Origin of the sequence: Hymenobacter plasmatis (genome assembly GCF_020711255.1) — a bacterium.
In the GTDB taxonomy this organism is placed as follows: domain Bacteria; phylum Bacteroidota; class Bacteroidia; order Cytophagales; family Hymenobacteraceae; genus Hymenobacter.
The window spans coordinates 228,557-250,688 of record NZ_JAJFAW010000004.1; the positions used below are offsets into that span (position 1 = coordinate 228,557).

The 22,132-nt window shown below is 62.2% G+C and carries 20 protein-coding genes; 4 read left to right on the top strand and 16 right to left on the bottom strand.

Annotated elements, in window-relative coordinates:
* Window positions 1-31: 31 nt before the first annotated feature.
* The 10 genes from LJ738_RS04505 to LJ738_RS04550 form a co-directional block, all read right to left on the bottom strand.
* Window positions 32-2,140 (bottom strand): hypothetical protein, encoded by a 2,109-nt coding sequence (locus LJ738_RS04505; RefSeq protein ID WP_227785120.1) that lies wholly within the window; start codon window positions 2,138-2,140, stop codon window positions 32-34.
* Window positions 2,141-2,352: 212 nt separating this feature from the next.
* Window positions 2,353-2,991: a TMEM175 family protein gene (locus LJ738_RS04510; RefSeq protein ID WP_227785121.1), complete on the bottom strand. Its 639-nt coding sequence runs from the start codon at window positions 2,989-2,991 to the stop codon at window positions 2,353-2,355.
* A 253-nt stretch (window positions 2,992-3,244) separates the two neighbouring features.
* Window positions 3,245-4,927, bottom strand: a complete 1,683-nt coding sequence (locus LJ738_RS04515; protein WP_227785122.1) for an ABC1 kinase family protein — start codon at window positions 4,925-4,927, stop codon at window positions 3,245-3,247.
* A gap of 130 nt (window positions 4,928-5,057) precedes the next feature.
* On the bottom strand, window positions 5,058-5,528 hold the full coding sequence (locus LJ738_RS04520) for a phasin family protein (protein ID WP_227785123.1): 471 nt from the start codon (window positions 5,526-5,528) through the stop codon (window positions 5,058-5,060).
* Between the two features lie 251 nt (window positions 5,529-5,779).
* Window positions 5,780-6,757: an alpha/beta hydrolase gene (locus tag LJ738_RS04525; RefSeq protein ID WP_227785124.1), complete on the bottom strand. Its 978-nt coding sequence runs from the start codon at window positions 6,755-6,757 to the stop codon at window positions 5,780-5,782.
* 292 nt (window positions 6,758-7,049) lie between these two features.
* The gene (locus tag LJ738_RS04530) at window positions 7,050-8,213 is read right to left on the bottom strand and encodes a lysophospholipid acyltransferase family protein (protein ID WP_227785125.1); all 1,164 of its coding nucleotides are present in this window, start codon (window positions 8,211-8,213) and stop codon (window positions 7,050-7,052) included.
* Between the two features lie 88 nt (window positions 8,214-8,301).
* Window positions 8,302-8,970 carry a YggS family pyridoxal phosphate-dependent enzyme gene (locus tag LJ738_RS04535; protein ID WP_227785126.1) on the bottom strand — a complete coding sequence of 223 codons (669 nt, stop codon included), beginning with the start codon at window positions 8,968-8,970 and terminating at the stop codon, window positions 8,302-8,304.
* Between the two features lie 157 nt (window positions 8,971-9,127).
* Entirely contained in the window at window positions 9,128-10,150 is a 1,023-nt protein-coding gene (locus LJ738_RS04540) for a vWA domain-containing protein (protein ID WP_227785127.1), read from the bottom strand.
* Window positions 10,151-10,448: 298 nt separating this feature from the next.
* The gene (locus LJ738_RS04545) at window positions 10,449-11,372 is read right to left on the bottom strand and encodes a hypothetical protein (RefSeq protein ID WP_227785128.1); all 924 of its coding nucleotides are present in this window, start codon (window positions 11,370-11,372) and stop codon (window positions 10,449-10,451) included.
* A complete protein-coding gene (locus tag LJ738_RS04550) occupies window positions 11,365-12,267 on the bottom strand; it encodes a DUF58 domain-containing protein (protein ID WP_227785129.1) in 903 nt (300 codons plus the stop codon). Before LJ738_RS04550 ends, LJ738_RS04545 begins: the two co-directional genes overlap by 8 nt.
* Before the next feature lie 37 nt (window positions 12,268-12,304).
* On the opposite strand from LJ738_RS04550, the gene LJ738_RS04555 reads away from it, so the two are divergent.
* Window positions 12,305-12,718 carry a DUF4296 domain-containing protein gene (locus LJ738_RS04555; protein ID WP_227785130.1) on the top strand — a complete coding sequence of 138 codons (414 nt, stop codon included), beginning with the start codon at window positions 12,305-12,307 and terminating at the stop codon, window positions 12,716-12,718.
* Here LJ738_RS04555 and LJ738_RS04560 read toward each other — a convergent pair.
* From LJ738_RS04560 to egtB, 6 genes are all read right to left on the bottom strand, one after another.
* On the bottom strand, window positions 12,711-13,055 hold the full coding sequence (locus LJ738_RS04560) for a tRNA-binding protein (RefSeq protein WP_227785131.1): 345 nt from the start codon (window positions 13,053-13,055) through the stop codon (window positions 12,711-12,713). The two genes, LJ738_RS04555 and LJ738_RS04560, sit on opposite strands and share 8 nt — an antisense overlap.
* A gap of 44 nt (window positions 13,056-13,099) precedes the next feature.
* Complete coding sequence (locus LJ738_RS04565) at window positions 13,100-13,684, bottom strand: DUF922 domain-containing protein (protein WP_227785132.1); 585 nt, start codon at window positions 13,682-13,684, stop codon at window positions 13,100-13,102.
* Window positions 13,685-13,794: 110 nt separating this feature from the next.
* The gene (locus LJ738_RS04570; protein WP_227785133.1) at window positions 13,795-15,168 is read right to left on the bottom strand and encodes an MATE family efflux transporter; all 1,374 of its coding nucleotides are present in this window, start codon (window positions 15,166-15,168) and stop codon (window positions 13,795-13,797) included.
* A gap of 101 nt (window positions 15,169-15,269) precedes the next feature.
* Window positions 15,270-16,451, bottom strand: a complete 1,182-nt coding sequence (locus tag LJ738_RS04575) for a pyridoxal phosphate-dependent aminotransferase (RefSeq protein WP_227785134.1) — start codon at window positions 16,449-16,451, stop codon at window positions 15,270-15,272.
* A 215-nt stretch (window positions 16,452-16,666) separates the two neighbouring features.
* A complete protein-coding gene (gene egtD, locus LJ738_RS04580) occupies window positions 16,667-17,647 on the bottom strand; it encodes an L-histidine N(alpha)-methyltransferase (RefSeq protein WP_227785135.1) in 981 nt (326 codons plus the stop codon).
* 60 nt (window positions 17,648-17,707) lie between these two features.
* Complete coding sequence (egtB, locus tag LJ738_RS04585) at window positions 17,708-19,033, bottom strand: ergothioneine biosynthesis protein EgtB (RefSeq protein ID WP_227785136.1); 1,326 nt, start codon at window positions 19,031-19,033, stop codon at window positions 17,708-17,710.
* A gap of 274 nt (window positions 19,034-19,307) precedes the next feature.
* On the opposite strand from egtB, the gene LJ738_RS04590 reads away from it, so the two are divergent.
* The 3 genes from LJ738_RS04590 (at window position 19,308) to LJ738_RS04600 (ending at window position 22,092) form a co-directional block, all read left to right on the top strand.
* Window positions 19,308-19,583 (top strand): KGG domain-containing protein, encoded by a 276-nt coding sequence (locus tag LJ738_RS04590; RefSeq protein ID WP_227785137.1) that lies wholly within the window; start codon window positions 19,308-19,310, stop codon window positions 19,581-19,583.
* A gap of 40 nt (window positions 19,584-19,623) precedes the next feature.
* Window positions 19,624-20,694 carry an o-succinylbenzoate synthase gene (locus tag LJ738_RS04595; RefSeq protein ID WP_227785138.1) on the top strand — a complete coding sequence of 357 codons (1,071 nt, stop codon included), beginning with the start codon at window positions 19,624-19,626 and terminating at the stop codon, window positions 20,692-20,694.
* Window positions 20,695-20,826: 132 nt separating this feature from the next.
* The gene (locus LJ738_RS04600) at window positions 20,827-22,092 is read left to right on the top strand and encodes an aspartyl protease family protein (protein WP_227785139.1); all 1,266 of its coding nucleotides are present in this window, start codon (window positions 20,827-20,829) and stop codon (window positions 22,090-22,092) included.
* Window positions 22,093-22,132: the final 40 nt, after the last annotated feature.

Here is a 22,132-nt window from a genome sequence, read left to right on the forward strand (position 1 = left end):
TTTCCTTTCTAACTCCGCGAACCTTTTCGCGCTACAGGCGCACCCCAATGCCCGGCCCCAGCAGGTAAAACCACTTGCCAGCGCCCAACAGCCGGCCGCCGCCCAGGTACAGCGGGAATGTGAATTTGGCATCGCGGCGCGTGGGATAAACAGAGCCCAGAATCACAATACCCAGGTCCCGTTCACTGCTGGTTTGCTGGCTGAGGTTGAAGGCGTTGAGGGCCACGAAACCCGCGCCAATTTTGTACGGGCGCAGGCGGTTGATTTTGTCGGGGCTGTAGAAACTGAGCTGCGCCAGCGTGGCCAATGAGATGCCGCCGAAGTTGCCATAGCCGGTTTCGCCCTGACGGCGGGTGAGCAGGCCCGCTGGGAAACTCACGTCGATGTCGAACTTATAGCGGCGCTTGAGCACCAGCTCCACGGTTTGGGTGTAACCGGGCTCGGCGTACTGGCTGGCCTGGTGTTTTACCGTTACCACGATGCGGCTCCAATCGTCGAAGTCGTAGGTTTTGCGCGACAGCAGGGAGTTGAGGCTGAGCGGGTCGGTCCGGCACTGCTTGTCGGAATAGAAAACGGCGCGGGGCGAGTTGTCGCCGGGGCAAATGACTACGTTGTCGACGCTGCGCATCTCCATCAGTTCGCCTTTGCTGTTGAGGGTGCGCACTTCAAAGCTCAGGAACTGCTTGCCGTAGAGCTCGTCACCTTTGTCGATGCCATTGGGGTTAAACTGGAATACCACGTCGCGGATGGTGCCATCGTGCAGCACCGGGCCATCGAGCCGCGTGATGGGCCGGGCTGCCTCACCATAAACCACCGACACAAAATTGAGCGGGTGGGGCCGCTGAAACTCTCTTACGCCCAGCGTATAGCCGGTGGGCTGCCCGGCGTTGAAGATGGTAATCTTGCGCTTGGCAAAATTCACGGGCACCTGCACCCGATACACCAACCGGGTATCGGTGCGCACCGACGAATCAGAGCGCATTATCGGCAAATCTTCAAAGGACATCCGCGCTTTTTGCAGGCCCTCGCCTTCCAGGCGCACGTCCACGGTTTCGCCGGGGCTCACGCTGAGCGAGGGGGTCCATTCGCCGCCCCGGTGCAGCACCTGCGCGCTGCGAATCACGGTTTGGGGCGTGATGTCGAGGTTGGTGATGTAGCGGGCCACGTCGGCTTCCTTGATGTAGAGGTAGCCTTCAGTTTGGCGGTGCGTGTTGTAGGGGCGCAGGTAGCAGAGCACTCGGTCGTTGCTCAGGTACTGGCGCGTAAATACTTCGGCAATCAGCGAGCCCCCGGCTTCTTCCTGGTCCTCAATGCGGTATGTGCGGTGCAGCTCGAAGCTGCGGCCGTTGTCCAGAATCAGCTCAACGCCCCGGCGCCGGCTCAGGTCGTCCATTGTCACGCTACGCTGGTCCGGCGACAGGAACCGCAGGCGGCTTCCTTTCACGTTGAACTCCTGCCGCAGCACCGGCAGCTGGTAGCTGAGGCGCCCGCCGGGCAGTAGGCTGGGCCGCTCGGTTTGCAGCTTCACCAGCAGCGTGCGGGCGCCGAGCTGGTTGGGCAGCACGTGCAGGCGGAGCAAGCCATTGGCTTCGGCCACTACGCGGTAGTCAAAATCGTTGCCGCGCACCCACTCGCCGGTGGCGCGCACATTGCGGGCGTTCGAGCTGGTTAGCTCAAATACCTTCTCCTCGCCCACAAAAAGTTCGGCATCGGGCACGCGCAACGCCAACGAGGTGCGGGCCAGCGGCAGCAGCGGCACCACCTGCCGGTGCGGCTCCCGGCCCACCGAGTCAGCCGCCTGCTCCACTACCAAACGCAGAAAGCGGGCAGTGGTCAGGTTCTGAAACTTGAGGCGCGTGCGAAAACTGCCGTCGTCTTCTTTCGTGAGCGAGTCGAGCTGCTGGTAATCGGGGTTTCGGCGCAGGCGCAGCGGTTTCGAGCTGGCGGCATTGGCGGGAAACAGGCGCAGCTCCACGGTTTCATCGTCGCGCCGGTGCCACAGGTACAGCGTTGGTATGCCTTGCACCACTACCGTATTTCGGCTCAACAGGAAGGTAGCGGTATCGGTGCGCAGGCTGACTTCGTGCAACACGGGCGGGCCCGATGGCGCCGTTTGGGCATGGGAAAGACGCGGCGCCATGCCCCATAAAAGACCAAGAAAGACGAGTGTTACGCGGACAAATAACGAATCAGGCATCCCATCGGGCAGGCGAAAATACGGCCTCACGGCCGTAAAGGTCGAGCTTTGCTTGCCCGGCTGCAACGGTTCGTCGCTAAATAAATAATGAAGCTTCCCAAGCCAAAAAGCCGCATCGCGACCAGCAATATGTTCCCTGCAAATGCCGCTTCCCCTCACGGGGCCAGTGGCGCGGCCTCTGCCTTCCCAAAAGCACTGGGATTGGTGTTAAAGAAAATGAAATAGAACGGAATCAGGGCGAAAATGGCCAGGGCCAGCCACAAGCTGACGAACGCCACCCCCACCCCCGTGCTGTACAGCAACGGCCCCAATACCAGCGAACGCCACGAAATACGGCGAAAAAGCACCTGGTCGATGCCCGGCACCAACAGCCCGGGATGGCGCTGCACGTAGAACCGAATGAGCAGGAACGACAGCGACATGACCGCCATTACGCCCCCAAACACCGCCGCCGACACCGGGTTGGTGAGGTAGTCGCCCAGCAGCGCCGTGGGAAATGGAATGAACGAACACCACAGCAACAGATTGGCATTGAGCCAGAACACCACGTGGTCCAACACCTGAATCTGGCTCAGCAGCCGGTGGTGGTTAACCCAGATAACGCACATCATCAGGAAGCTGGCCATCCAGCTCAGCACCTTGGGGAGCAACCCCAGCAGGGCGTGCCCCAGCTCCAGCCCCGACTGGGGGTGCACAAGGTGGGGCACCTTGATTTCGAGCACCAGCAACGTGACGATGATGGCGAAGACCCCATCGCTGAAAGCTTCGACCCGGTGCTTGGCAAAGTAGTCCATCTCAATAAGGGCAGGCCGAAAAAGGTGAGAACCAGAGCAGGCACCTGCCCCGCATCACCCTACAAGATAGTACCTTCCCCATGCTTCAGCGGCCCAACGTTTCAATCCGCCGCCGCTCGGTTCCGGCCGCCCCGGGTCGAGCACACAATCACCGAAAAAGGCCGCCGGGTGGTGCCCATCATCGACATGCGTCGGCAGCTTGGGCAGGAGCTGTAGCAGGAAGGGTCCTAACAATTACCCAGTGAGCTCCCGATTACTTCTCCTTGCGCCCGGTTCCAAGCAGCATCAGTATGAGCAGGATAAAGCCCGTGGCCCCGAGGCTCCACCAGGTGATTTCGGGCACGCCGCGGTGGTAGGGCATATCGGGCGTGTAGCGGCCCAGCAGCGACAGGCCCGAAAACACGAGGCCGCCCACGCTGAGCAGGGCCAGGATGGTGCGGCTCACCAGCTGGTCGGCCTTGCGTACCAGGGTGTTGTAGCCCACCAGCTCAAATTTCAGGCGCAGCTCGCCCTTGCTGATTTTGCGCACAATCTGCCGCACATCGGAGGGCAGCGTCTGGAGCAGCGCCAGTAGCTGCGTACCGGTGTATTCGGCTTCGCTGAGCAGGTTTTGGCGGGAGTACTGCTCGCGGATAATCTTGGCACCGTAGGGCCGCACAAACTCGAAGGTGTTGAAATTCGGATGCAGCACCTTGCCGATTCCTTCCAGAATAACCAGTGCCCGCAGGATGAGAAACACCGCACCCGGCACCTGCAATTTGTAGTTGTAGATAACGGTTTGGAGCGCATCGGCCAGGTCGCTCATGCTCATCTCCTTCACGTCGAGCGTGGCGAAGTCTTCGATGAGCTGGCTGAGGTCGGACTCGAAAGCGCGCATGTCCGGGATTTCTGCCGTGATGGCCAGCCGCCGAAAATTGAGCGCCATGCTGCGCGCGTCCTGCCGCGCCATGCCGATGAACACGCCGGCAAAGGCGTATTTCTGCTGCTTGGTGAGCCGGCCCACCATGCCAAAGTCGATGAGGACCACCGTACCATCGGGCTGCACCAGCACGTTGCCCGGGTGCGGGTCGGCGTGGAAAATTCCGAACTCGAAAATCTGGGTCAGGTAGATGTCCATGCCCGTTTCGGCCACGGTCTCGGGGCTGAGGCCCCAGGCCAGGAGCTGGGCCTTGTCGGTGATTTTGCAGCCGCTCACGTACTCAATTACCAGAATACGCGCCGTGCTCAGCTCCCGGAAAGGCTTGGGAATGTAGAAGCTGGTGTAGTCGGCGTAAAGCTTGCGAAACTGCTCCATCGAGCGGGCCTCGGCGGTGTAGTCGAGCTCCTTGCTCATGCTGCGCTCGAAGGCATCCACGATGTCCTGCGGGTTGGAAAGGCCCTGCTTTTGCAGGAAGCCGGCCGTGAGGCGCACCAGCTCATGGAGCAAGGCCAGGTCCGAGCGCACGGTTTCGCGCACGCCGGGGCGCTGCACTTTCACCACCACTTCCTCGCCGGTGAGCAGCCGCGCCTTATGCACCTGCCCAATGCTGGCCGAGCCCAGCGTGACGTCTTCAAACTCGCTGAAGACTTCTGAAATGGGTCGCCCCAGCTCTTCCTCAATTATTTGCCGGGCCACCACTACATCAAACGGCGGGACGTTGCTTTGCAGCTTCTCAAATTCTGTAATCAGGGCCTCGGGCAGCAAATCGGCCCGGTTGCTCATGGCCTGGGCCAGTTTGATAAACGTAGGGCCCAGTTCCTCAATTACCAGGCGCACCCGCTCCCAGCGCGTGGTTTCGAACACCTGCCGGTCGGCGCGCTGCCAGTTCAGGCGGCGCGCCTGGCTCACAAGGCGGCGCAGCGGCGTAGTAGTCACCACGTCCTCAAAGCCATACCGCAGCAACACCTCCGCCACTTGCCGGATGCGGGTGAGGTTGGAAATCGTGTTTTTAAACATCGACAGTGAAAGTAGTACCTCCGCACGGTATCAGGCCCTAAGGGCGCAGTGCCGTGCTGGTTTGGCAACTAACAAAAGCCCCGTTCGCGCGATGCGAACGGGGCTTTGATAAGGCAAACAGATGTAAGAATTAGGCGTTGTCGCCGCTAGGGGCTGCGGAACTGCTGGCGGCTGGCTTCCTGGCAGCGGGCTTTTTGGCGGCGCCGGCTTTGGCAGCGGCCGATTTCTGGGCGGTGCCGGCGGCACTGCTCACTTTGTCGGCTACTTTTTTGGTGGCACCGGCAGCTTTGCTGGTGGCGCTGCTGGCGGGTTTGGCGGCCGATTTAGAAGCGGGCTTCTTTGCGACAGTCTTGCTTTTCGGCTTCGTCTCGCCCAGGCCTACCGTGCTCTTGATGCGCTCTGAGAGGCCCTGAAACTGCTTTTCGAGCTCGGCGCGCTTGCTTTCGCCGCTTTTCATCAGCTCATCCACAATTTTCTTGCCCTCGGCCTGGGTCATCTTGTTGTCTTTCACCAGCTTTTCGATGGTGCTCTGTACTGACTTGCTGCCCTGCGCGATGTACCCAACGCCGGCGTTAACGAACTTTTTAAACAAATCTTCCATGGCGATGAAACAAATTGAGGTGAAAAATGAAATCGGGGAAGTGGTTGAAGTCAAAGCCCTTGCCACACTAAACTAGTATGCAAGCCGACTATTATTGATGCAAACCTACGAACTCTACGCAGTAAAATTGAGCTGTTTACGCCGCTTTTTTCAAAATGTAGTGTTTAATCCGCAAAATCAAGAATTATTTTTCTGAATACTACGATAAAAGACCAGGAAATACCTGCTCCAACTCGCTCATGCTAGGCTATTTACGCCGCCCGCTTACGCGAGGTGGCCCGCCGTGGTGTGGCTGCCGGCCACGCAATAGCGGTTGCCTGCGGAGTGGCCCACAGCTGCTCCAGGAAGCTGGCCACCTGGTAGAGCGCCTGCCGGGCTTCGGGCACAATGCGCCAAAACAGATGCCACCAGTGCACAAGCCCCTCAAAGGGCTGCAGGGTCACCTTCACGCCAGCGGCACGGGCCTTGTCTACGAATTTCACCACGTCTTCGTACAGCACTTCGGCGGTGGAAACCTGGATGAGCAGCGGCGGCAAGCCGTGCAAATCGGCTTGGGCAGGCGAAAGCAGCGGGTGCTCGAGGGCGGTTTTGTGGGCATAGAGCGAGCCCCAGGTGCGCATTTGCAAAGCTTCGAGCAGGAGGCCTTCCTCCCGGGCCACGCGGCGCAGGGCAGTGATGGGCAGGTTCAAGTCGGTCCAGGGCGAGAGGGCCACGGCGGCGGCGGGCAGGGCCTCGCCGGCATCGCGCAGGGCCAGCAGCAGTGCCAGCGCCAGCCCACCGCCAGCGGAATCGCCGGCCACCACTATGTCTTTAGCCTCGTGGCCGTGGCGCAGCAGCCAGCGGTAGGCGCGCCTGGCATCGTCGAGCGCCGCCGGGAATGGGTGGTCGGGAGCCTTGCGGTAGTTGATGGTGAGCACGTTGAGGCTGCAGCGCTCGGCCAGGCTGCCCACCAGGCTGCGGTGGGTATTGAGCGAGCCCAGCACGTAGCCCCCGCCGTGCAGATACAGCATCACGCGCTTGGGATGCGCGCCGCGGGGGCGCAGCCATTCCGCATCGAGCCGCTTATCCAGCTTCAGGCTCTCCAGGTGCACTTTCCAGGGCATAAACTGAAACAGCGAACCGGCCTCCATAGCCAGGCGCATGGCGCCCACACTGGGCTTGCGCCGGGCAAGCGGGGCCGCCGCCGCGGTAAGTAGCTGCTTGAGCAGCAGGTGCTGGAAAGAGGGCATTGGGTGGGGTAAATGCGGGAGGCAGAGCAGTATTTGGCAACTTCAACGGGCAACTTCCGAACGCCGGGATTAGCCGATGTTGGCGCAGCAAAAAGCATCTCGCTAGGCGCCTCTTGTCATGCAGAGCGCAGCGAAGCATCTTATCAGGTCAGCACGACTCGTTCAATCGTGATAAGATGCTTCGCAGGCTCAGCATGACAGACGATTAGAGTACGCTGGTCGTAGAGATACATAGGCCTCGGCAATTGCCCGATAACCACGCATTTGCCTTAAGCTTCAAACAAAAGAAATCCTAGGATTTGTGCCCCAGTTTGTTGTGCCGGTACCCCTTGATGGCCAGCGGAATCCAGCCGAGCAAGGGGACGAAATAAGCCAACGTAATGGGGTTGCGCCATAGCATACGCAGCCAGGCGCCCGGGCGGTCGAGCTTCATGCGAAAATCCCGGTGGCCTTCCTTCACATAAAGCCGCTCAAACTCGGTGAAAACGGCGGGCCAGGCAAAGGGCAGGAAGAAGGGAAAGAAGCGGCGGTTTTCCTTCATGCGCTGCCACAGCTCGCCCCAGCGGTAGGGCTTCTGGCCGTGGGCGAGCACGGCGGCGTCCATTTCCACCTGCATCTTCTGGCGCACTTGCTCGGACAGCGCCAGGTAGTCTTCGCGGGTCAGCTCGTCCGGGCTTTTATCGGTCAGTTCGGAGGGGCGGATGCGGGTGCCCATCACGAAGATGAGCTTGGCCGGAAAGGCCAGGTAGAACGCCCAGGGCTGCACCAGCACCAGCAGCAGCAGCAGCGTGATGGGCAAAAACGGAATGCCGATTTTCTTGGTGAGGTGGTTTACCCAGGGGATGCTGTAGGCGTAGGGATTGAGGTATTCGGCGTTGATGGTGTAGAAGGGCACGATATCCGTGCGGTGCAGCACGCTCATGCGCACCATGCTGCTGGCCAGGCGCTGCAGCTGGTACTTGCGGTTGAAGCCCTTGCCAATGCCGGGCACGCCCTCGGGGTACAGCATCAGGTTGTGGTCCTGATAGTACATCATGGTCTCGAAATTGAGCGTGGTGGCATCCACGGCGCCGCAGCGCTTCCAGAAGTTGCGTATCAGGTACGGGTTCATCAGGGCCGTTTTCGAGAGCATCGGGGCCGAAAGGGGCCGCGGCAAGTCGTGTATCGACGAGTGCTCGGGCAGGTACCGAAAAAGGTGCGAGAGGGCCACGATGGCATCCCAGGGGAAGGCCATGCCGGAGTGGTTGCTGGCGAAAATCAGCGGCCGGTCGGGGTTGTTGCGCTGCGGAAACGGCTCGAAGCCCACCAGCTCGGACCGGAACCACACCCGGTCGAGCAGCTGCAGGATGTTTTCGTCCACCGACCGGGTGAATTCTTCCTCGAAATAGTCGTCGTAGATGTGCTGGTTCGCCTGAATCTCTGGCGGAGGCGATGTAGCAGAAGCAGCAGTGGACATAACCGGAGGAGCAGCAGAGGCAGGAAAGATAGGAGAATTTCGACCGCCGCGCAGCCCGCCCCGGCCCTACCCTGCGGCCCGGGCCCGGCTAGCCGCGGCTGCCGAAGATGGCGCTGCCGACCCGCACCAGCGTGCTGCCTTCGGCCACGGCCAGCGGGTAGTCGCCGCTCATACCCATCGAAATTTCACAAAAGACTGGTTCAGAAACGAAATAGGCAGCTTTTAAGTGCTCGAAGTAGCCGCGCAGCTGCCGGAATTCCTGGCGCAGCTGGGTTTCGTCGGGAGTGAAAGTGGCCACTCCCATCACCCCGGTCAGGCGCACGTTCTTGAGCTGTTTGTATTCCGCCGAAGCCAGAATTTCTTCGGCTTCGGCCAGCGTCAGGCCGGATTTGGTTTCCTCCTGGGCGATGTGGAACTGCAGCAGCCCGCTGATGACGCGGTGGTGCGCGGCGGCGTGCTTATCCAGCTCCCGCAGCAGCTTCAGGCTGTCGATGCTTTGCACGGTGTGCACAAAGGGCGCCAGCAGCTTCACCTTGTTGGTCTGGAGTTGGCCGATGAGGTGCCACTCCACATCGGCGGGCAGGTTGGGCTGCTTGGCCGCCATTTCCTGGGGCCGGTTTTCGCCAAACATGCGGGCGCCGGCGTCATAAGCCTCCTGCAATTTCTCAACGGGGTGCGTTTTGGTAACCACGACCAGCCGGGCTCCTGTGCCAGCTAGCTCCTTTTCGATGCGGTGTATATTGTCGGCGATGGACATTATGTAATTGACATGTGAAAAAACGGGCCTACTTAGCAGGCACCTGTCATGCTGATGAAGGAAGCATCTTATCAGGTTCGAACTAGTCGTTGAGGCATGATAAGATGCTTCCTTCGTCAGCATGACAGGCGCACACTCAGCACAACCGCTGTACCGGTTAATCCTCCAGCGGATTGCTCAAAAACGTGCTTCGCAGCCCCAACCACAGCAGCCACAGGCCGATGGACAGCCACAGGTAAGGCAGGTAAAAATCCTTGGTATTGCGGAAGCGCAGCTGCTTGATTTCGGACTTTTCGAGGCGGTTAATCTGCTTGAAAACTTCGCGCAGGCCGGCTGTGTCCGTGGCCCGAAAGAACTGCCCTTCGGCGGCCGAGGCGAGCTGGCGCATGGTGGTTTCGTCGAGGCGGGTTTGCACGTAGCGCGTGCGGCCCAATGAGTCCTGCCCGTAGGGCACAAAGCCGTCTTTGCCCAGCCCAATGGTGTAAATGCGGATGCCGAAGGCGTGGGCCAGTTGGGCGGCCAGCAGCGGGTCGAGGCTGCCGGCGTTGTTTTCCCCATCGGACAGCAGAATGCACACCCGCGACTTCGCCGTGGACTCGCGCAGCCGGTTGGTGGCCACGCCCAGCGCCGTGCCAATGGCCGTGCCGTCGAGCTTAATCATGCCCACGCGCAGGCTGGCCAGGTCTTCGCGCAGCAGGTCGTAGTCGGTGGTGAGAGGGGCCAGCGAGAAGGCCTCGCCGGCAAAGGCTACCAGGGCCAGCCGGTCACCCACGCGCGTTTTCAGGAAGTCGGTGGCAATGCGCTTGGCCGCTTCCAGGCGGTTGGGCTGCAGGTCCTGGATTTCCATGGAGCCCGACACGTCGAGGGCCAGCACCAGGTCGATGCCGCGGCCGGACTGCTCCACCCGTTCGTCGGTGCGCTGGGGCCGGGACAGCGCCACAATGCCAAAGCTGAGCGCCAGGCCCAGCACCACATCGGGCAAAAAGCGCAGGGCCGCTACCCAATCGCGCGGCAGCAGGCCAGGGCCAAACGCTACCCCCACCTGGGCCCGGCGACGGGCCAGCACCCGGCGCAGCACAAACAGCAGCGGCACCGCCACAATGAGCAGCAGCAACCGCGGCTCCTGCCACTGGTAGCCGGCCAGGGTGGTGTAGCGCAGAAGATTAAAAAAGTCGTTCAAGCAACCGCGAAGGTAGGAAGGCGCCACGGTGCGGCGCCTGTGGCATTATGGGGAAATGAATGCTGGGAGGCTTGGGCTTCAGTTTGAATCGTTGGTCTGCATAATTGAGCTAAAGCTGTTCGTGTTGAGCTAATCCACTTTGGTCGCTACCGCCCGTCTGTCATGCAGAGCGCAGCGAAGCATCTTATCAGGTCAGCACGACTCGTTCAGCGAGGATAAGATGCTTCGCTGCGCTCTGCATGACAGACGATTAGCTCAGCTCAATGGTAATTAGCTCAACGAACCATTAGTGCGTTGCTTACCCGACCAGCGAGGTATAGCGCCGCTCGGCAAAGCCCCGCAGGCGCTGAAAGGCGCGGTCTACCTCTTTAGCGTCTTCGGTTTGCAGGTTGCCGTAAATCACTTTATCGGTCGCACTCAAAGCATTGCGCACGTCGATGTCGTTTTCGAAGTACGCCACAATTTCGCGGGTGGTAAACGAGCTCAACTCGCTGTTTTCCAGTCCCGCGAGGTAGTTTTTCCAGAGGACCACGGCCCGCTCCACGTTGGTGGCCGAGCGGGATAAGTCGAACCGCTCCACGTGGCGGGCAAATTGAGCCAGAAAGTAGCGGTGGTTTTTGCGCAGCTTGTAGGCCTGGTAGCGCCGCGTGAGGCGCCGCCGAAACAGCGCCGCCCCGCCCCCCAGCAACAGCAGCACTACCGCCGCCCCCGCCAGCCAATACGGGTAATTAAACACGGGCTCAACCGGCACCAGGGCCAGGTTCTGGTGGAGCGGCGGGAGGTCGGCCGTGGCGGGCGCCGATGCAGCGGTGCGCCGCAGGCGCACTTGGCTGGGCGGCGGCGCCACGCTCAGCGTATCGGGGCCCCGCAGCACGGCCACCGGTAGTGCCAGCGTTTGCACCGAATCGAGTCGGAAGGTGCGCAGGTGGTAAACGGTCCGGTCGAGGCTGCGGCCCTGGCGGGTACGCGTGGGGAAGTAAGTTTTGCCAGTGTACTCAAACGGCGCAAAACGGGCCAGCGAGTCCGGGAATACTACCTCCAGGCCCGGCTCGTGCTCGTATCGGAGCTCATAGTCCAGCGGCTCGCCTACCAAGACGGTTTTCTTCAAAAAGCGGCCCTGCAGGCCAGCCGGTGGGCCATCCTGCGCGCCGGCTGGCCTGCCGAGCAGCAGGCTCAGGGCCAGGCAGCCCACGGCTTTGCCAAAGCTTCGGTACTTACCCACGGCGGCCAGACTGTCGGCGGTGACGGAACAGGTTTACCAGCTGCGGCACGAAATCGCCTTCGGTGCTCAGCGAAACGAAGCCCGTGCGATTGCGGCGGCAGATGTTCACCAACTGGGCTTCCTGGTAGTCGGCATTGGACTGCACGTGGGCCCGAAAATCGGCGGACGAGGTGTTGACCCAGCGCACCTGCCCGGTTTCGGTATCACGCAGGGGCACAATGCCCAGGGCCGGGAAGTCCCGCTCGCGCGGGGCCAGCGTTTGCACCACTATCAGGTCGTGGCGCTGGGCCAGCATGGCCAGCTCGCGCTCGTAGTTCCCGTCGATAAAATCCGAAATCAGCACCACTAGGCTGCGGCGCTTGAGCAGCCCCAGCGCCTGCCGGATGCCCGCGCCCACTCCCGTGCGCCGCGACACGGGCTGCAGCGCAAACAGCCGCTGAATGAGGGCGTACGCGGCCCGCGGGCCCTTACCAGGCGGCAGGTAAAGCTCTTTTTGGTCAGAGAAAGCAAACAAGCCCAGCGCCGAGCCCTGGCGGGCGGCCGATAGCGCGAGCAGACCCGCAATGTCGCGGGCTACGTCGAGCTTGCGGCGTTGGCCGTCGCCCACCTCCAGGGAGGCACTCACGTCGAGCAGCACCAGCACCTGCTGCTCTTTTTCCTCTTTGTAGGTTTTCACGAAGGTGCCGTGGCCCTTGCTCGACACGGCCCAGTCGATGGCGCGCACCTCATCGCCGTACTGGTAGAGGCGCACATCGTCTACTTCCAGGCCCGTGCCTTTGAATACGGAGTGAAAATCACCCTGTAGCTGGGCCTCTACCGCCTTGCGAATGCGGATTTCGAGGTGGCGCAGGCGGCGCACCAGGGCGGTGAGGGCCGGGGGCACGGAGGGGTTCATGGCGGCGAAGCTACGGCTTGGGAGTAACTTTGTCCCCGTGAAATCATTCCGTCGTCGTTGCCTGGGCGTGCTGCTGCCCTCCCTCCTGCTGGCCGTGCCCGCGTGCCAACGCCCCGAAGAGCCGCCCAAGCCCGCCGACTTGCTCCCCAAAGAGAAGATGATAGCCCTGCTCGCCGACCTGCACGTGCTCGAAGCGCGCGTGGAAAGCAGTCGCCTCCAGCCCGATTCGGCCCGGGCGCTATACCTGTCGCAGGAAAAGGAACTGCTCGCGAAGCGCGCGGCCACCGACTCGGCTTTTCAGCGCAGCTACCGCTACTATTTCATCCACGGCAAGGACCTTGACGATATCTACAAGGCCGTGATTGATACGCTGGGCAGGCGCGAAAAGAAGCTCGACCCGACCAATCCCGCCTACAGCAAGGAGCCGCAGCACAACCAGCCGGCTAAATAAGCCGGCTGCCATTCGGCACTGGTCCGGCCACATCGGCCAACACAATGTGGCCGTCGGCATCGGCAAAGCCGGTTACCAGCACTTCGGAGCGGAATTTCCCGATTTGCTTGGGCGGAAAGTTGACCACCGCCACCACTTGGCGGCCCACGAGGGCCTCCAAAGTGTAGTGGTGCGTGATTTGGGCACTGGATTTTTTTAGCCCGATTTCGGGGCCAAAATCAATCAGCAGCTGGTACGCGGGCCGGCGGGCCTCGGGAAACGGGTGGGCCTCGCAAATGGTACCCACGCGCAAGTCCACGCGCTCAAATTCAGTCCAGGTTAAAGTAGCATCGGGCATGGACGAATGTAGCGCCAGGCGCCCAAACAGCTTATACCCGGAAACTACTCGTGAGCCGCAAAAGCCTCCAGTTGAGCCAGTTTGGTTTGGGTTTGCTTTTCCCAGTACGCCTGCTTCGCGGCATTCAGCCCGTGGTTGGTTTCGGCGTCGTAGCGGTTTTGCTCCCGGTCCCACTCGGCATACACGCTCTTGGTGAGATTGTTGAAAGCCGGCTGCAGCTTGTTGCAATCAACTTTAGCCTGAAAGACTACCAGCTTCTGCCGCATGATGCGGGCGTACACCTCCGTCAGGTCGAAGTGCATCTGCTCGTGGCGCAGCAAGGCGGGCGTGAAGTTTTTGGGGTCCCGAAACCAGGAGGTATTAGGGTCGAACGTGGCCTGCACGGTGCCGGTAAAGACGAAGTCGCGGCAGGCGGCTCCGGCTTTTATATCAGTGGTGGTGAGGGCGGCCAGGCGCTCGTAAGGCTTAGGCCGGCTCAGAAAATCGGCCACGGTGAGGGGGCGGTTCGCCGACCAGGCAATAGGGGCCGCCGCGGGTTTGGCCGCTGCCGGAGCCGCTTGGGCTGGCTTCGCCGCCGGGCCTTGGAAAAGCGTGGCCGCCGCCAGCAAGGAGGTTAAAAACGAGAGCATAAAAATGGTAGGGTGGGGAGAAAAGTCCAAGCTCCGCGGCTGAACACATGCCGCCCTGCAAAAATTGTCCCAACTACAGAAATTACTCTCCGAGTTCCCCTGGCGCTGGGCTACACCGTGGCCCGCTCTTCGGCCTCGGCGGGCAGGGCCGCGGCAAAATCCGGCTCGGTTTCGCGGCGGAAGCGCAATAGCAGCACCGTGGCTACTATGCTCAGGCCCACCAGCAAGCCGGTCCACACGCCGGGCGCGCCCATATGCAGCTTGAAGCCCAGGAAATAGCCCAGCGGCAAGGCCACCGCCCAATACGCCAGCAAGGCCACCACCGAAGGCACCTTCACATCTTCCAGCCCGCGCAAGGCGCCCAAGCCCACCACCTGCAAGCCATCCGACACCTGAAACAGGGCCGCAATGAGCAGCAGCGTAGAAGCCTGCGCCACCACCTGCGGGTCGCTGATGTAGATGTAGGGCACCAGGTGCCGGGTCAGAATCAGCAGCAGGGCCATGCTGCCCATGAACCCAAACGTGAGCCAATACGCGGCAAAGCCCGCGTGCCGGGCGGCGTTCAGGTCGCCTGCCCCGCGCAGGTTGCCCACCCGGATGGTGGCCGCCGCGGCAATGCCGCTGGCGGCCATGTACGTCATACTGGCCACGTCGATGGCCACTTTGTGTGCTGCCTCGGTGGTAACGCCCAGCCAGCCCGCCATGAGCAGCGACAAGCCGAAAGCGCCCACTTCCAGCGCCATCTGCACCCCAATGGGGGCACCCAGGTCCACTACCCGGCGCACAGTGGCGCCCACGGGCAGCCAGCTGGTTACGGCCGCCCGCTCGGCCCGCAGGCGCTTGGCACGCAGCACATAAATGGCCATGAACGCCGCCATCAGCCCGCGGGCCATGAGCGTGGCCCAGGCCGAGCCCATCATGCCCATGGCCGGCAGCCCGAGGTGGCCATACACCAGAGCGTAGCAGAGCAGGCCATTCAGCACGTTACCCAGTATCGACAGCCACATGGCTTCCCGCGTGAGCCCCAGCCCTTCGGCAAATTCCCGAAAGCCCTGAAACACCATCAGCGGAAACAGCGACAGGCTGATGACCTGCACCCACGGGCCGGCCAGGGCCACCACCTCGGGGGGCTGGCCCAAAAGGTGCAGAAACGGAGGCACCAGCTGGCCCAACCCGGCTAGCACGAGCCCGGCCAGCGCGTTGGTCCACACCGAGGCTACCAGCAGGCGGCCCAGCTCGGGCAGGTCGCGGCGGCCGTCGGCCGCGGCCACCAGCGGCACGCTGCCCATGCTCAGGCCCACGCCCAGCACCAGGAGCACGCTGGTGGTGCTCACGCCCACGCCCACGGCCGCCAGCGGCACTTTGCCGATGTGGCCCACTACCACCGAATCAACAAAATTTACCAGCACGTGGCCCAGCTGCGAAAGCATAACGGGCAGGGCGAGCAGCAGCGTAGGGCGCAGATGCGGACGAAGGTTTTCCAACTTAAACAACAAAATCAACCGGCAAACTCGCCGGGCACAAAGGTACGGCCGCCGGCTTTCGGGCCGGGAGCTAACAAGGCATTTCCGGGGTGGGAAAGTTTCTAGACCGCCAGCGGAGCCAATACTTCCTGCATTCGGGCCAGCGCCTGCCGGAGCGCCGCCTCCGGCACCGCGTAGGAAAGCCGCGCAAATCCGGGCGCCCCGCAGCTAGCGCCGTCTACCACTTCCACCCCGCCCGCTGCCAGCTGCTGCACGAGTTGAGCTGAGGCGTCGGCGGCAGGCAGCCCGGGGTCCAGAAAGCGCGTGAAATCGGCGAATACATAGTACGTGCCTTCGGGCGCCACCGCGGCGGGCGCGCCGGGCAAAGCCGCCAGCCCACTCAACAATACGTGCCGTGTGGGAAGCAGCTGCGCGCACAGCCCCGCCCCAATGGCCTCGGCGTGCTGGGTCGCCGCCAGGGCCGCCGCCTGAGCCGGCACCGGCACAGCCACGCCGGTACTAAACAGCCGGGCCGCTACGCTGCGCGCAAGTGCAGGCGGCGCCACTAGGCAGCCCACGCCCCAGCCCGCCAACGCCAACGATTTGGAGAAGCCGCTCACCACCACGTGCCGCTGGTGCGGGTCGGGCAAGGCAAGCAGCGTAGGCACGGGCTCCGCGCCAAAGCAGATGCCTTCGTAAATCTCATCGCTGAGCACCCACAGCTGCGGAAACTCCTGGGTAACGGCCAGCAGCGCCGCCCATTCGGACCGCGAGTATACCCGCCCGGTGGGGTTATTGGGGTTGCTGATGATGAGCAGCCGGGTAGCTGGCGTGAGGGCGGCCCGCAGAGTGTCGGGACTTAGGGCATAATTATCGGCGGCCGCGAGGGGAAGCGTGCGCAGCACTCCTCCGGCCCGGCGGACCAGCTCATAAAATCCGAACCAGTTCGGTGTGGGCAGCAGCACGTCATCGCCCGGCTGCAGCATTTCGCTGAGCAGAGCGAATATGCCCGTTTTGGCCCCGGCCGTCACCAGCACTTGCTCGGCGGTGATGCTGCTGGCACCGCGCTGACGGTAGCGTTGGGCTAAGGCTTCGCGCAGCTCGGGCGTGCCGGCAGCCGGGCTCACGGCCAGCGGTGTCTGGCGCTGCTGGGCGCTGGCTAATACGGCCGTGGCGGCCTCCATTGCCGCTGCGGGCACTGCAAAATCTCCGTAGCCAGATGCTAAGCTTATCATTTCCGCTGGACTTCTTTTTTGAGTAAAAGTAGGGTTGGGTTGAGCTAGCTGAAGCCTTGCTCGCGCCATTAGTCATGAGAGCGTAGCATCTTGCTGGGGAGAGCAACTCAATCGGCTGTCAATAACCGTTTGTCATGCTGACGAAGGAAGCATCTTATCGCCGCTGAACGACTCGTTCTAACCTGATAAGATGCTTCCTTCGTCAGCATGACAAGAAGTGCGGGGTAGCGGTGACTCACTGCGCTCTGCATGATGCACGATTGCCGCCTCACTACGCAACCCTGTTACTCCACCTGTGTGGCCAGCACGACATCAGCAAAATCGGTCGCGGGGTCGGTGAACGACGTTACCACCCGCAACCCGGCTGAGGCGGCCAGCTCCTCAATCTGCGGCATGGTGAACTTGTAGGAATTCTCAGTATGGATGACTTCCCAGGCTGCGAAATCGATGGTTTCATCCAGGGCCTCAAAGTGCACCTGCTGGGCGCGGGTGCTCACCAGGAAGGAGCGCACGGCCCCGTTCAGCGGGCTGTAATCGGTGTAGTGCTGCCAATGGGCAAGGTCGAAATCAGCCCCCAGCTCGCGGTTGAGGCGGGTGAGCAGGTTCAGGTTGAAAGCGGCCGTCACGCCCTGGGCGTCGTCGTAGGCAGCGCGGATGCGGCGCGGGTCTTTCTGCAGGTCGAAGCCGATGAGCAGCCGGTCGGTGGGCGCCAAAGGAGCGGCCAGCTGGCTCAGGAATTTGAGCCGCTCGGCCGGATGGAAGTTGCCGATGTTGGAGCCCAGAAACAGCACTGCCTTGCTGCCGGGCCGCGTGCGCAGCTGGTGCAGGGCCGTGAAGTAATCAGATATGACAGGAGCCACCTGTAGCTCGGGCAGCTCCTGCTTGAGCGCGGAAACCAGCCCCGTCATGGCTCCCTCAGAAATGTCGACTGGCACGTAGGTAAACGGCCGGCCGGCCTCAAGCAATTCGTGCAGGAGCAGCTTGGTTTTGGCCCCGTCGCCGGCACCCAGCTCCACCAGGGCAAACTCCTCCCCTGCTTCGGGGCTCAGGGCGGCCACGATGGCGGCGCCGTGCTCCCGGAAAATGGAGAATTCGGCCCGCGTTGGGTAGTATTCCGGCAGCTCCATTATCTGCTGAAACAGCCGGCTGCCGGCATCGTCGTAGAAATACATCGACGAAATGGCCTTGGGAGTCTGGCGGAGGCCCTTGGCCACGTGTTGGGCCAGTTCGCTGGCGGTGCGGCTAAGTGTGGGGGAATTCGTCATGCAGCAATTAAATAAGAAGGTAGTGCCGGGCCGCGCCCGCAAATATGGCCAGAAGGCGCCTCAGCGGGCCAGCCGGATGCCGGTGAACTGCCAGCGCTTATCGGCATGGAAAAAATTACGGTAGCTGACGCGAATGTGGTTTTCGGGCGTGGCGCAGGAGCCCCCGCGCAGCACCAGCTGGTTCACCATAAACTTGCCGTTGTACTCGCCCAGGGCGCCGGCGGCGCGCGCATAGCCCGGGTAGGCGTGGTAGGCGGAGTAGGTCCACTCCCAGCAGTCGCCGAGCAGTTGGTGGCAGGCGGCAGGGTCAGCATCAGCCGGGAGGGGCTGGGGGTCGAGCAGGCTGCTTTCCAGCCAGGTGCCGCCGTGCGTAGTGGCCCCAAAGTAGCGGGCAGCGGTTTCCCATTCGGCCTCGGTGGGCAGGCGGGCGCCGGCCCAGTTGGCGTAGGCATCGGCTTCGTAGAAGCTGATGTGGGTGACGGGGGCATTCAGCGCTACCGGCTGCAGCCCGTGGTGGGTGAACCGATACCAGGCGTCGTCGCGCTTTACCCAATACAACGGCACTTCCCAGCCTTGGGCCTGGGCCAGGTCCCAGCCCTCACCCATCCAATAGCGAAAGTCGTGGTAGCCCCCGGCATCGATGAACGCCAGGTAATCGGCGTTGGTCACCAGGCGGTTTTGTAGCTCAAATGGGGCCAGCAGCACATCGTGCGCGGCCAGCTCATTATCAAAGCAAAAGCCTTCTTCCTGAAAGCCTACCCTATAAATGCCTCCCGGCACAGGCAGCCAGGACGCTTCGCTTAATGAGGAATTATCGGCACCAGCCAATTCTTCATTCTTCATTCCTGATTCCTCATTCCGCTCAATGTACGCGGGTGCCAGTGGGCTGGTGCTGAGAATGTACTTAATGTCGGTGGCCAGCAGCTCCTGGTGCTGCTGCTCGTGCTGCAGGCCCAGCTCCAGCAGCTCGTAGAATGCGGGCGGCAGGGCTGCTTCGGCGCTTAGCAGGGCGGAAAGCGCGGCATCTACGTGGGCGCGGTAGGCCAGCACATCGGCCAGGGGCGGGCGCGAAAGCGTACCCCGGTCGGCGCGGTTCACCCGCGAGCCCAGGGAGTTGTAGTAGGAGTTGAAGAGAAATGCGTAATCCGGGTGGAATAGCTGGTAGCCGGGCGCGTATTCTTTCAGCAGGAAGGTTTCCCAAAACCAGGTGGTGTGGGCCAGATGCCACTTCGGCGGGCTCACGTCTATCATGGGCTGCACCACGGTGTCTTCGGGCAGCAGGGGCGCGCACAGCGCCTGGCTTTGGGCGCGCACTGCCTGGTAGCGGGCCAGCCAGGACGAGGTAGCTGGCGGCGCTACAGCGGAAGGAGAATAGGCTTGAAGCATAGTAAAAGGAATAGCAATAAACAGCCATCAGCTCACTAACCGCATTAGTAGGCTTCGGGTTGCGGGGGGTGCTAGCGCCGGCCTTCGCGCGATTAACCGAAGCTCAACAAATAAACACGCAGATGGCTTGAGTAAGTACGTAGAAGCTCGTCAGCATAAATTGGTATTTACACTTATTTTCTAGGTTAATCACAAAAAAACAGGGGTAAAAGGGTGGTAGTCTCGACTAAGAGCGCTACACTTGTATCACACTTAACCTCCTTTCAATATTCTTATGGCCTCTTCAGTTTCGAACATCGCCAACACGGCGGCCGCGGCCGCCAAATCGTCCACCCGCCCTGCTAATCGTGTGGGCACAAAAAGCCGTCGGGGCTTTGCTGCCATGAGTCCCGAGACCCAGCGCCGCATCGCCAGCGAGGGCGGCAAAGCCTCCCACGCCAGTGGCCGCGGCCACCGCTTCTCTGCCGAAGAGGCCCGCGACGCCGGCCGCAAAGGCGGCTTGGTAAGCCGTCGGGGCAAGACGGCTACTACGGCCAACGCCAACAAGTGAAACCCGAGCTAAGTCGAAGCAGGCCCCGCATCTTTGCGGCATGCTTCGACTTAGCTTTTCACGGCGCTCGCTGCGCTTCAACTTCCCGGCCCGCACCTCCCGTGGGGCTTTGGCGGAACACGTGGCCTGGTACCTGTACCTGGCGCACACCGCCGAACCTACCACCGTTGGGCTGGGCGAGGCCGCGCCACTGGCCGGCCTCAGCCCTGACTACGTCCCCACATTTCCTGCCTCAGTAGCTCAACTTTGTGAGCGCTTCAATGCCGAAGCATTTGCCACCTTCCCGGCGGCCGATGCTTCGGCATTTGTGGGTCCGGGGCTTCCCTCGCTGGTATTTGCCCTGGAAACGGCAGCCCTGGACCTGGCCCGCGGGGGGCGGCGGCAGCTCTACGCCAACGCCTTCAGCCGGGGCGAAGCCACCTTGCCCATCAACGGCCTGGTGTGGATGGGCGACGCCCCGTTTATGCGCGAGCAGATTCGGCAAAAGCTGGCCGCCGGCTACTCCTGCCTGAAGCTGAAAATAGGCAGCCTGGATTTTGAGACCGAGCTGGCGCTGCTCAGCGAGATACGCGCCGAAGCTGGCCCCGAGCAGCTCACCCTGCGCGTGGATGCCAACGGCGCCTTCTCCCCTGCCGACGCCCCGGCCAAGCTGGAGCAGCTGGCCGCCTTCCAGGTGCATTCCATTGAGCAGCCCATTGCGGCAGGCCAGTGGCCGGCCCTGGCGGCGCTGTGCCGCACGTCGCCCGTGCCCATTGCGCTTGATGAGGAACTGATTGGCGTGAGCGACCCGGCCCGGCAAGCGGCGCTGCTCGACGAAGTTCGGCCCCCGTACATCGTGCTCAAGCCCACGCTGCTGGGTGGGCACGCCGCCACCCGCCACTGGATTGCGCTGGCCGAGTCCCGGGGCATAGGCTGGTGGATGACGTCGGCGCTGGAATCCAACGTTGGGCTAAACGCCGTGGCTCAGCTCACGGGCGAGTACGACGTGCACGGGTTTGCACAGGGCCTGGGCACGGGCCAGCTGTACCACAACAACCTAGCGGCCCCGCTGCGCATCGAAGCCGGCGCGTTGTGCTACGACCCGGCCGGGGCCTGGGAGCTGCCGGCGTAGCGGCCCCGCACCTGCTCAACGCTATATAGCAGGTACGGCTGGAAACCGTGCGGCCCCCATGAACAATGGTGAGTCTTTTCGCTTACTTTACCGGTCCGGTTGCGCCCCCTAGCCATGCATATATTGCGCTTTATGTGTTTGCTGGTTTTCCTGAGCTTTTGCTGGGAAACTGGCGGCTCTGCGCATGCCCAGCTCCCGGCTTCGGCCGCCCTGCCAACCTCCGCCTCGCCATTTGTTTTTACCCGAGCCAAGCGCAAAAAATCGCGCGCGCCCGTCTTTCTGCAGCGCAACCTGCTCATTGTGAAAGCGACGCTCAACCATGCCGGGCCGTATAATTTTTTGCTCGACACCGGAGTCAACACGTCCATCATCACGTCGGCTGAGCTGGCCGATTCGCTGAAGCTGCGCCACGGCCAGCAGTACCGGGTAATGGGCGCTGGCGGTATGGATTCCGGGCTGCTGGCCTACCAGACGGACAGCGTGCGGGTGGAGCTGCCCAAAATAGTAGCGGCCAACATGACCTGGCTGGTGCTGTCCGAAGACGTGCTCAACCTCTCGGGCTACGTGGGCGTGCCCATCCACGGCATCCTGGGGTCGGAGCTGTTCCGCAGCTTTGTGGTCACGCTCCAGCCCGAAGTGGGCGAAATCGTGCTGAGCGCGCCGTCCGCGTACAAGGCCCCCAAGGGCAAGCAGTGGACCAGTATTCCACTGAGCATCCAAAACAACAAAGCCTACATCACGACCCCGGTGCAGGTCAGCGATTCGCTCACGCTGCCCCTCAAGCTCGTGCTCGATACCGGCGCCAGCCACGCCCTCTCCATTGAGCTGGATTCGGACCCGCGCCTTAAGCTGCCGCCCCAGCGCCTGTCGGCCGACCTTGGGCGGGGCCTCACGGGCCTGGTGCAGGGCTACCTGGGCCGGGTGGCCAAGATTGAGTTGGGCCGCTACACCCTCAACTCGGTGCTCACGTCCTTTCCCAACTCGGCCGATGTGCACCGGCGCGTGGAGGTGCCCCGCAACGGCAACATCGGCTATGAGTTGCTGAAGCGGTTTTCGCTCGTTATCGACTACCCCCACGAACGCCTGCTGCTCCGCCCCAACAACACCTTTAAGGACCCGTTTGAGCACGACATGTGCGGCGTGGAGCTCCTGGCCACCGGCCCCGACTACCGGCGCTACCTGGTGCTGCGCGTGATGCCCAACTCGCCGGCTTCCGACGCTGGCCTCGCCGTCGACGATGAGCTGCTGAGCATCAACTTCATCCCCGCCAACGTGTTTAGCCTCACCCAGCTCGACCGCATGCTGCACTCGGAAGATGGCCGCGCCCTGCTGATGGTGCTGCGCCGGCCCGACGGCAACCTGCATACCGCCACTGTGAAGCTAAAACGCCAAATCTGAGCACGGCCGGGCCGTACCTTCGCGCCCGCTGTTCTCATCC

What these genes read in the sequence shown, in the direction of transcription:
- LJ738_RS04505 (WP_227785120.1), bottom strand. Translation starts at nt 2,140, where the DNA reads ATGGCGCCGCGTCTTTCCCATGCCCAAACGGCGCCATCGGGCCCGCCC.
- LJ738_RS04510 (WP_227785121.1), bottom strand. Translation starts at nt 2,991, where the DNA reads ATGGACTACTTTGCCAAGCACCGGGTCGAAGCTTTCAGCGATGGGGTC.
- LJ738_RS04515 (WP_227785122.1), bottom strand. Translation starts at nt 4,927, where the DNA reads ATGTTTAAAAACACGATTTCCAACCTCACCCGCATCCGGCAAGTGGCG.
- LJ738_RS04520 (WP_227785123.1), bottom strand. Translation starts at nt 5,528, where the DNA reads ATGGAAGATTTGTTTAAAAAGTTCGTTAACGCCGGCGTTGGGTACATC.
- LJ738_RS04525 (WP_227785124.1), bottom strand. Translation starts at nt 6,757, where the DNA reads ATGCCCTCTTTCCAGCACCTGCTGCTCAAGCAGCTACTTACCGCGGCG.
- LJ738_RS04530 (WP_227785125.1), bottom strand. Translation starts at nt 8,213, where the DNA reads ATGTCCACTGCTGCTTCTGCTACATCGCCTCCGCCAGAGATTCAGGCG.
- LJ738_RS04535 (WP_227785126.1), bottom strand. Translation starts at nt 8,970, where the DNA reads ATGTCCATCGCCGACAATATACACCGCATCGAAAAGGAGCTAGCTGGC.
- LJ738_RS04550 (WP_227785129.1), bottom strand. Translation starts at nt 12,267, where the DNA reads ATGAACCCCTCCGTGCCCCCGGCCCTCACCGCCCTGGTGCGCCGCCTG.
- LJ738_RS04560 (WP_227785131.1), bottom strand. Translation starts at nt 13,055, where the DNA reads ATGCCCGATGCTACTTTAACCTGGACTGAATTTGAGCGCGTGGACTTG.
- LJ738_RS04565 (WP_227785132.1), bottom strand. Translation starts at nt 13,684, where the DNA reads ATGCTCTCGTTTTTAACCTCCTTGCTGGCGGCGGCCACGCTTTTCCAA.
- LJ738_RS04575 (WP_227785134.1), bottom strand. Translation starts at nt 16,451, where the DNA reads ATGGCGCGAGCAAGGCTTCAGCTAGCTCAACCCAACCCTACTTTTACT.
- egtD (WP_227785135.1), bottom strand. Translation starts at nt 17,647, where the DNA reads ATGACGAATTCCCCCACACTTAGCCGCACCGCCAGCGAACTGGCCCAA.
- egtB (WP_227785136.1), bottom strand. Translation starts at nt 19,033, where the DNA reads ATGCTTCAAGCCTATTCTCCTTCCGCTGTAGCGCCGCCAGCTACCTCG.
- LJ738_RS04590 (WP_227785137.1), top strand. Translation starts at nt 19,308, where the DNA reads ATGGCCTCTTCAGTTTCGAACATCGCCAACACGGCGGCCGCGGCCGCC.
- LJ738_RS04595 (WP_227785138.1), top strand. Translation starts at nt 19,624, where the DNA reads ATGCTTCGACTTAGCTTTTCACGGCGCTCGCTGCGCTTCAACTTCCCG.
- LJ738_RS04600 (WP_227785139.1), top strand. Translation starts at nt 20,827, where the DNA reads ATGTGTTTGCTGGTTTTCCTGAGCTTTTGCTGGGAAACTGGCGGCTCT.